The 1,254-nt window shown below is 29.7% G+C and carries 2 protein-coding genes; both read left to right on the top strand.

The window, feature by feature from the left end:
- Window positions 1-140: 140 nt before the first annotated feature.
- On the top strand, window positions 141-425 hold the full coding sequence (locus tag KPL55_RS25690; protein ID WP_216309582.1) for a hypothetical protein: 285 nt from the start codon (window positions 141-143) through the stop codon (window positions 423-425).
- Between the two features lie 57 nt (window positions 426-482).
- The gene (locus KPL55_RS25685; RefSeq protein WP_216309581.1) at window positions 483-1,061 is read left to right on the top strand and encodes an NUDIX hydrolase; all 579 of its coding nucleotides are present in this window, start codon (window positions 483-485) and stop codon (window positions 1,059-1,061) included.
- Window positions 1,062-1,254 lie beyond the last annotated feature (193 nt).

Below are 1,254 nucleotides of genomic sequence, written 5' to 3'. Positions count from 1 at the left end.
CGATGAATTTGTTCTCATAAATATAAATTCGACAAAAGTTGGGGGAATTCCTGTAAATATATAATTGTAAAGCCTTGAAGTAACTTGACTACAAGGTTATGCAATTAACTATTATGTATAATAATGAAGGGGGAATTAAAATGAACACAATAGTAGGATTTACTTTTGAACCTCGTTATACGAGTTTAGATGTAATAAAAGAAGTATTTGTAGGAAATAAAATATTGAATGCGCTTATTTTAGATGATGAAACTTGTTTAGGTCATAGACAAGTAGGTAGTAGAAGTTATCACATTTTTTACTTTAAAAATGATCGTTTTTCAGTTTATTATCATAAAGGTGGAACAGATGCAATGTATTCCTCTGATTCACTCGATATAGTTTTAGATTATGTTAATAAACTAGATCCAAAGGATTTCGAATAACCAACTAATCATAACAAGTAATATAGTCATAAACGGAGTATCTTTGGAGATGAAATAATGAGCATAAAAAACATTACAACACTTGCAGATACAAGGTATTTAAAACTTTATAATGCAGAATATTTAAATAAAAATGGCGAGTGCAAAAATTGGTCCATTGCATCTAGAAAAGATTTAGATACATTAAAAAATAACTATTTTCGTGGTATAGAAGATAAAATAGACGCTGTTATAATAGTAGCTACTCATGTAGACGAGGATAAATTAGTGGTTATAAAGCAATTTAGGGTTCCTCTTAATGATTATGTTTATGAAATTCCTGCTGGGCTTATTGATTTCGGAGAGGATTTTGAAACTACGGTAAGGCGTGAGCTAAAAGAAGAAACAGGACTAGATCTGATCCTAATTGACTATGATAAAACTAAAACTAAGGCGTACATTTCAACTGGCATGACTGATGAATCTGCTGCTTTAGTATTCTGTACTTGTAATGGCGAAATATCAAAAGAGTTTTTAGAACCAGATGAAGATATTGAGGTTATGTTATTATCGAGAGTTGAGGCAAAGATTTTAATAACCTCCAATGAGAAAATAGATATTAAAGCTTTTCTCTCAATACAGAACTTTATTGGTTAAATATTTTCAACAACAAAATGATTCCAGGAGAATAATAATTTATTTTCCTGGAACTTTTTATTTATATCTATTAACCAATATGTGTGAATGATACTATATAAGTGTACCACTTGAAGCTATTTCGATATCGAATTAGTTTACCATCTAACATTAAATTCCTGTAAAATGGTAGTAACTATCTTACAGGGGGGAT

This window comes from Clostridium lacusfryxellense (genome assembly GCF_018861735.1).
Lineage (GTDB): Bacteria > Bacillota > Clostridia > Clostridiales > Clostridiaceae > Clostridium_AD > Clostridium_AD lacusfryxellense.
This window is presented reverse-complemented; position numbering and strand designations above follow the sequence as displayed.

What these genes read in the sequence shown, in the direction of transcription:
- KPL55_RS25685 (WP_216309581.1), top strand. Translation starts at nt 483, where the DNA reads ATGAGCATAAAAAACATTACAACACTTGCAGATACAAGGTATTTAAAA.
- KPL55_RS25690 (WP_216309582.1), top strand. Translation starts at nt 141, where the DNA reads ATGAACACAATAGTAGGATTTACTTTTGAACCTCGTTATACGAGTTTA.